This is a genomic window from Erythrobacter donghaensis (genome assembly GCF_001557325.1).
Lineage (GTDB): Bacteria > Pseudomonadota > Alphaproteobacteria > Sphingomonadales > Sphingomonadaceae > Erythrobacter > Erythrobacter donghaensis_B.
This window is the reverse complement of record NZ_LSJS01000147.1, coordinates 1-6,440: the sequence shown is the minus strand read 5'-3', so window position 1 is coordinate 6,440 and position 6,440 is coordinate 1. Positions and strand designations below refer to the sequence as shown.

4 protein-coding genes are annotated in these 6,440 nt (G+C 68.4%); 2 read left to right on the top strand and 2 right to left on the bottom strand.

Going from position 1 to position 6,440, the window contains the following annotated elements:
• Nucleotides 1-564: 564 nt before the first annotated feature.
• Nucleotides 565-1,350, top strand: coding sequence for an NUDIX hydrolase (locus tag AX692_RS08090; RefSeq protein ID WP_073975278.1), 786 nt, complete (start codon nt 565-567; stop codon nt 1,348-1,350).
• 81 nt (nt 1,351-1,431) lie between these two features.
• Nucleotides 1,432-2,313: an SMP-30/gluconolactonase/LRE family protein gene (locus AX692_RS08085; RefSeq protein WP_230959648.1), complete on the top strand. Its 882-nt coding sequence runs from the start codon at nt 1,432-1,434 to the stop codon at nt 2,311-2,313.
• Between the two features lie 134 nt (nt 2,314-2,447).
• Here AX692_RS08085 and AX692_RS08080 read toward each other — a convergent pair whose 3' ends face one another.
• Together AX692_RS08080 and AX692_RS08075 are read right to left on the bottom strand one after the other, a co-directional pair.
• Nucleotides 2,448-3,563 (bottom strand): LacI family DNA-binding transcriptional regulator, encoded by a 1,116-nt coding sequence (locus AX692_RS08080; RefSeq protein WP_073977281.1) that lies wholly within the window; start codon nt 3,561-3,563, stop codon nt 2,448-2,450.
• A 293-nt stretch (nt 3,564-3,856) separates the two neighbouring features.
• The coding region (locus AX692_RS08075; protein WP_196491781.1) for a papain-like cysteine protease family protein at nt 3,857-6,440 on the bottom strand (2,584 nt) is incomplete at its 5' end.

Sequence of the window (6,440 nt, the reverse complement as noted above, 5' to 3'; positions counted from 1 at the left end):
GCGACCGTTTGCGTTTCGCACCCGCCTCCGCGGGTGCGTCCTCGGCGCTGTTCCTTCGCTACGCTCCGGGCGCCTGCGGGCGGCCGTTCGGCCTTGCGGTCGCCACGCGACCGATGCCAGCGCTACACTCGATCATGGCGATGGCCCGGCCCAAAGGGCCGCAAGCGCGAACGCGCGCCCGTAAGGGTGGCCCGTAAGGGCCGGGCCCCTGGAGGAAGCCAAGCGGGCCGGACGGCCCGCGCCGGCGCCTGAGGCCCCCAAAACAAAAAAGCGCCCCGCAGGACCAGTGCGGAGCGCTTTTTCATTTTCGGGGAGGCGCAACCCGGAGACCAGGAAGGGTCGCGCCTCGCGTCGAAGACCATTGGGACCGCACCTTTCAATGCACACGCCGTGCCAAACTCGAAAAAGCACGGAAATCAGCCAATTTTTCCTTAGCCTTGCCACGCCCTTAACCGCGAGTTGTAAAGCGTCCCGACACCCCTTCCGGCGGCTGCCCGACGCGGTGCGGCAGCAATTCGCCTGGGGTCTTGGCAAGGACGCGCCGTGCGGCCATCCTTTGCCGCGATGACCACCGAATCCGCCCGCGAAGGCATTCCTGCCGCGACCATCATCATCTTCCGCAACCCGCCCACCGGCAGCGGTGCGCCCGAGGTGCTGATGACCGTTCGCTCGCGCAACATGACCTTTGCGGGCGGGATGGCGGTGTTCCCCGGCGGACGGGTCGATCCTGCGGACTACGAACTCGGCGAGGCGGTCGCAGCCGCGCACGGGCTCGCGCCCGACGAGGCCGCGCACCAGATCGCCGCGGTGCGCGAGACGCTCGAGGAGACAGGCCTCGCGCTCGGCCTGTCGGGCGAGATAAACGCGGCCAGCGCCGATGCCGCGCGAAAAATGCTGGCGGAATGCGGCGCGCTCGCCCCGGTGCTCCAAGCCTTCGGCTGGCAGCTCGACCTTGCCCAGATCACGCCCTTTGCCCGCTGGTTTCCCAAGAACGAGGCGATCGCGCGGGTCTATGACACGCGCTTCTACCTCGCCGACCTCGGCACCGGGTCGGTCGAGGTGTCGATCGACCACGCCGAGAACACCCACCTGTTCTGGACGACGGCGCAGGGCGCGCTCGATGCGGCGGCGCGGGGCGAGATAAAACTGATCTTCCCGACCCGCCGCAACCTCGAACGCCTCGCCCTGTTCGCGAGCTTTGCCGAAGCCAAGGCACAGGCCGAGGCGATCCCGGTGCGCACGATCATGCCGCAGGTGGTCGAGCAGGACGGCAAGCCGTGGCTTACGATCCTTGCCGATGCGGGCTATCCGGTTACAGGCGAACTGCTGGAGACGGTCGCGCGGGGATAGGCGGCGCACATCGCCGCGACACGCGGCCGATGATGCGTGCTACTGCACCGGGCGCAATTACTGGGTGGATGCCGGATGACGATGAACCTGCCTGTGACCAACGTGCTCGCCGCCGATTGCCGCTTGGGCGAAGGCGTGCTGTGGGATGCCGCGCGCGGCGTCGTGTGGTTCGTCGACATCAAGCGCTGCCGGCTGTGGCACTTCGACCCCGCGACCGGCAGCAGCCGCTTCGCCGAGGCGCCCTCGGCAATCGGCTGGGCGATCCCGGCCGAGGAGGGGGGCCTGCTGCTGTGCGGCTTGAAGGACGGGCTCTACACCTTCGATCCCGAAACCGACACCTTCACGAAGCTGTGCGAGGTGCCCGGCGAGCCTGCCGGCAACCGTCTCAACGATGCCTGCACCGACCCCTGGGGCCGGGTGTGGTTCGGCTCGATGGATGACGGCGAGGCCGCCGCGACGGGCCGGTTCTACGTCTTCGACCGCGGCGCGATCCGCCCTGCCGGCCCGAGCGGGATCGCGATCACCAATGGCCCGGCCGTCAACGCCGATGGCAGCCGCATCTACTTCACCGACACCGCCCGGCAGAAGATCTTCGTCGCCGACCTGTCCGAGGAAGGGATCGGCGAACTGCGCCTGTTCGCCGACACCGGGGCACTGTTCCCGGATGCCTATCCCGATGGGCCGGTGGTGGACAGCGTCGATCATGTCTGGACGGGCATGTATTTGGGCGGCTGCGTCGCGCGCTTCACGCCCGAGGGCACGCTCGCGGGCACTGTGGCCATTCCCGCGCGCGACATCACCAAGATGGCCTTCGGCGGACCGGCCCTTGCCACCGCCTATGTCACCACGGCGACCAAGAACATGAGCGCCGAGGACATGGCCGAGCGCCCGCTCGCCGGCAACCTGTTCGCCTTCCCCGCCCCGGTCGCCGGCTTCGCACAGGCCCGCGCGAGGCTTTCATGATGCCGCTGCCGAAGGATTGGAGGACTTGGCAGGCCAAGCCCCTTCGGTGAAGAACGACCGGCCTATCACCCCGCTCCCGGCAATTTGGCCGGGCTGCTCGCGGTGGAGTTCCTCCCACTCGGTCCGGCTTTCGGTCATTGCCCCCCGGGAGGCTTGCTGATGGAAGCGGCCTCGCTCGGCCCCGCGTCGGAATTGCGGCGGATCAGCTGGTGGGCGAGCGTCCGCTGCTCGGCCTCGGCGCGGGCAGCGCCAGGCTTCTGCCTGTGGATACGGGCGATCATCGCCACCGCCTCGGCGGTCATCGCGCGGATCGGCTGGCGGATGGTGGTGAGCTCGGGCCAGATCGAGCTGGCGAGCTCGGTATCGTCGAAGCCGCACACGGTGATGTCGCCCGGCACGTCGAGACCGCGGCGGTGCGCCATGGCGATGGCGGCGGCGGCCATGGCGTCGCTGGAGGCGAAGATCGCGGTCGGGCGGTGCGCCGCGCCGAGCAGCCGCTCGGCCGCCAACATGCCCGAACGGTAGGTGAACTGTCCCTGCGCGATCAGGCTCTCGTCGATCGCAAGGCCCGCATCGGTCATCGCCTTGCGATAACCCTCGAGGCGCTGGCCGCTCGCGACCTGATCGGGGTTGCCGATGATAAAGCCGATGCGTTCATGGCCCAGCCCGATGATGTGCCGGGTCATGTCGTAGGCGGCCTGGAACTCGTCGATCAGCACCGCCCCGTGGCTGCCGCTCGCCCGCCCCGGGCCGAGAGCGACCGCGATCCCGCCCGAGGAGCGGATCAGGTCGAGCACGCTCTGGTCGTCGCACAGCGGCGGGGGGAGGATGAAGCCCTCGATCCCGCCCTCGAGCAGCTTTCTGATCACCCCCTGCGCCTCGGCGGTGTTCTCGCAGGCCTGCACCATCAGATGGATGTCGCGGCGGCTCGCCTCCTGCAGCGCGCCCATCAGGAATTCGCTGAGGTAGGAGGCCGAGGGGTTGGCGAACAGCAGCGCGATGCGCAGCTGCGATCCCGCCGCGAGCGAGCGCGCCGCGCGGTTGGGGACGTAATTGAGCTTGGCGATCGCCCCCAGCACCTTCTGCAGCGTGTCCTCGCGCACGTTCTCCTCGCCGTTGATCACGCGGCTCACCGTCATCGGCGAGCACTGCGCCTCGCGCGCGACATCGGTGATGGTGGGCGCGGCGCTGGAGCGCCGGGCGGCGCGCTTGCGGCTGGCGGGAGCCGTGGTTTCCGGCTTGAAGCTCATGGCCCCCGCCATACTGCGGTGGGCCGAGTGTCAGCAAGCAGCATGATATGCGCTAACATCCGGACCGGGCTCGAATCCCGAGGCCCGCCTCATGCGCGGCGATCATCGCCGCCAGCAGCAGCGGCACGATCACCACCAGCGACCACGTCCAGAACCCGCTCACCCCGCCCCCCCGGAAATGGTGACATAACCGGCGAGGAGGAAGACCAGATGCGGGCGATGTGCTCCAGACCGGCGTCAACTCGATCCCCGGAAAGAAGAAGGCCGCACAGGCGCGCCGCCCGGGCGCAGGGCTACAGCGCCAGCACCATCGGCGCGATGCCGCCGAAGGCGCTTCTGGCGCCTTCCATCAGCTCTGCGAGCTTCTCGGTGAACAGCTTGAGCGTCTCCTCGCCCGCCTGGCCGGCCGCCGGGTCGTTGAAATAGACCTGCGTGCCCGCGGGCGTGCCGTCCCCGGCGATCCCGGTGATCACCCGGGCATGCACCGAGAAACCCGCCCCCGCCTGCTCGTCGCCCACCACCCACAAGGGGCCATGGCGGCGCAGCGCGGCCTCGACCGTGCTGGCGGTCAGCACCGCGGTTGCGGCTTCCTTGAGCTTGAAGTCGGCGATGAACGCGCCGAGCTGCTGCAGGGGCAGCGGCTTGCCCTGGCGGAACATCTCGACATAGGCCTCGCCGCCGGTGAGCAGCGCGGTCTCGACCGGCAGCGATTGCTGGCGCTGCTCGGAAAGCAGCATGGTCAGCGCCACCGCCCAGCAGGTTTCGGGCGAAGGCTGCTTGAGCGGCGGCACGTCGGCGATCCTGAATGCGACCTTGGGCGCGGCGGGCGATCCGGCGGACTCGAACTCGGTCTCGACCGTCTGGCTGGTCGATCCGGTGTTGGTGGTGACCGTCACCTTCTTCTTGCCGGGCTTCTCCTGCACCTTGGCGAGACCTTTGGCGACACTCGGATCCTCGGTCAGCGGCTTTGCCTTGGCCCCTTCCTTGCCGGGCGGGACACCGAACAGATGGGCGACCACTTCCTTGGCATCGGCTTCGCTGAGGATCTTGGCTTCGCGCGCCTCGTCGATCTTCTTCATGGTGCGCTCGGCATTGCGGTTGGCGAAGGCCTCCTTCGCGCCGCCTGCGGCCATCTTGGCGAAGGCATTGCCGGTCTTGAGCGCCTGTTCGAAGGCGGCAGCGGCGTTCTTCTGGTTGCCTTCGAGCCCGGTGATATCCTTGAACAGGCCCTGCTGCGTGAGCAGCGTGCCGAGCGCGGTGATCGGGGTCGGGTCGGGGGCGGCGGGGGCGTTCTGGATCGCCACCACCGGCGCGGCGAGGCTGTCGGGCTCGGTGTCGAGCGGCGCCTGCCGCCGGGTCGCAGTCGAGCTCTCGGCGATCTGCGGCGGCTCGACCCCGGGGAACTTCTCGCTCTCCCAGTGCCAGAAGCGGGTGTCATCGCGCACCATGCAGCTGTTGCACTCGCCGAGGATCGCCTCGGCATGGACGCCGCGTGTCGGCAGGCTGATCCGCCGCGGCGGGAGCGGCACCGGCGGGCGGTAGAGTTCGAGCAGATCGAGCTTGCCCGCGTCCGCCTCGCGCATCAGCGGATCGAGCCGGTAACCCGGCGCCACCGGCATCACCAGCGAATTGCCGACGATCGAGATCACCCGGTTCTCGACCACGGAGGCAAGCGAGCGCCCGCCCGAATTGGGGGCGACGAAACCGTCGAGCAGCATGAACCGCCGGTTCGGGTCCATACGCCACCAGATCACCTGGTGATAGTGCTCGACGAATTCGTTGAGGTGCTTCAGCAGCGCCGAGACCGCGTCGCGATCCTCGGCCCGCGGGCTGCGCTCCTCGCTGCGCGACAGCAGCCGAGTGGGAATCTGCGCGGTGTCATCGCCGATGATGTCGTTGTTCATCGAGCGGCGCGGGACGAGCTCGTGCTGGCGGAAGGCTGTGGCATAGACCACGTTGGCGGAACGCAGCGTCGTCACCGAATTGGGCGAGAGCGTGTCGAGGTCGCTGCTGAAGCGGATGGCGACAATGTCGGCGCGGGTCACATTGGCGGGAATCCGGGTGGCGCGAAAGGTCACCAGATGCAGGCCGTCCGGCCGATAGGACGAGACCATGGTGAAATCTGCGTTGCACGACTCCTCCTTGACCTCACCGGTATTGGGGTTGCGCACCAGCAGCGTCGCCTTCAGCCTGTCGCAATAGGCGCGGGCGACCCGCGGGGCGTACTCGCGCTCGAAGATGCGGTTGGCCAGATCGCGGTCGGCGATCGCGGAATCATAGGCCTGCCTGGCCGTGTTCGACCCGAACAGGGTGTTCCAGAAGTTCCAGGCCGAAGCGAGATAGGCGTCGATCTCCTCCTCGGCATTGCGCGCGCGCGGGTTGGCAATGCGCAGCTGCAGGCGCAGCTCGCCCGAAAGTTCGGTGATCGGCTCGTCGGCATAGCGGCCCGTGGGGAGGCCGGAGTCGACGTAGGACTGCAAGATGCGCTCGATCGCGGCGAAGCCGCGCGACAGACGCGGGCGGCGCAGGCGATATTGCAGGATGTCCCGCCAGCGCTGCGCCTTCAACATGTCGAAGGGCCGGATCTCGAGCGGGATGAACAGGCATTCGCCGACATGGGCGAGTTCCTGATCGACGCGGAAATGCTGGAGGACTTCGAAATACTCCATCGTCATCGCGTGGCAGTGATTGTAGTTGGCGACGATCTCCGAGGTGATCGAGAGGCCCTCCGACTGCTCGCTGCCCACCACCACGCTCGCGCGCTGCGAACGCACGGCGGAGGCGGCCTGGTTGGTCCGGTCGAGCAGGTTCTGCCCCGAGGATGCCGCCAGCGCGCGCGAGGAGTTCTGCCACGCGCTCGACGAGGAGCCCCCCGCC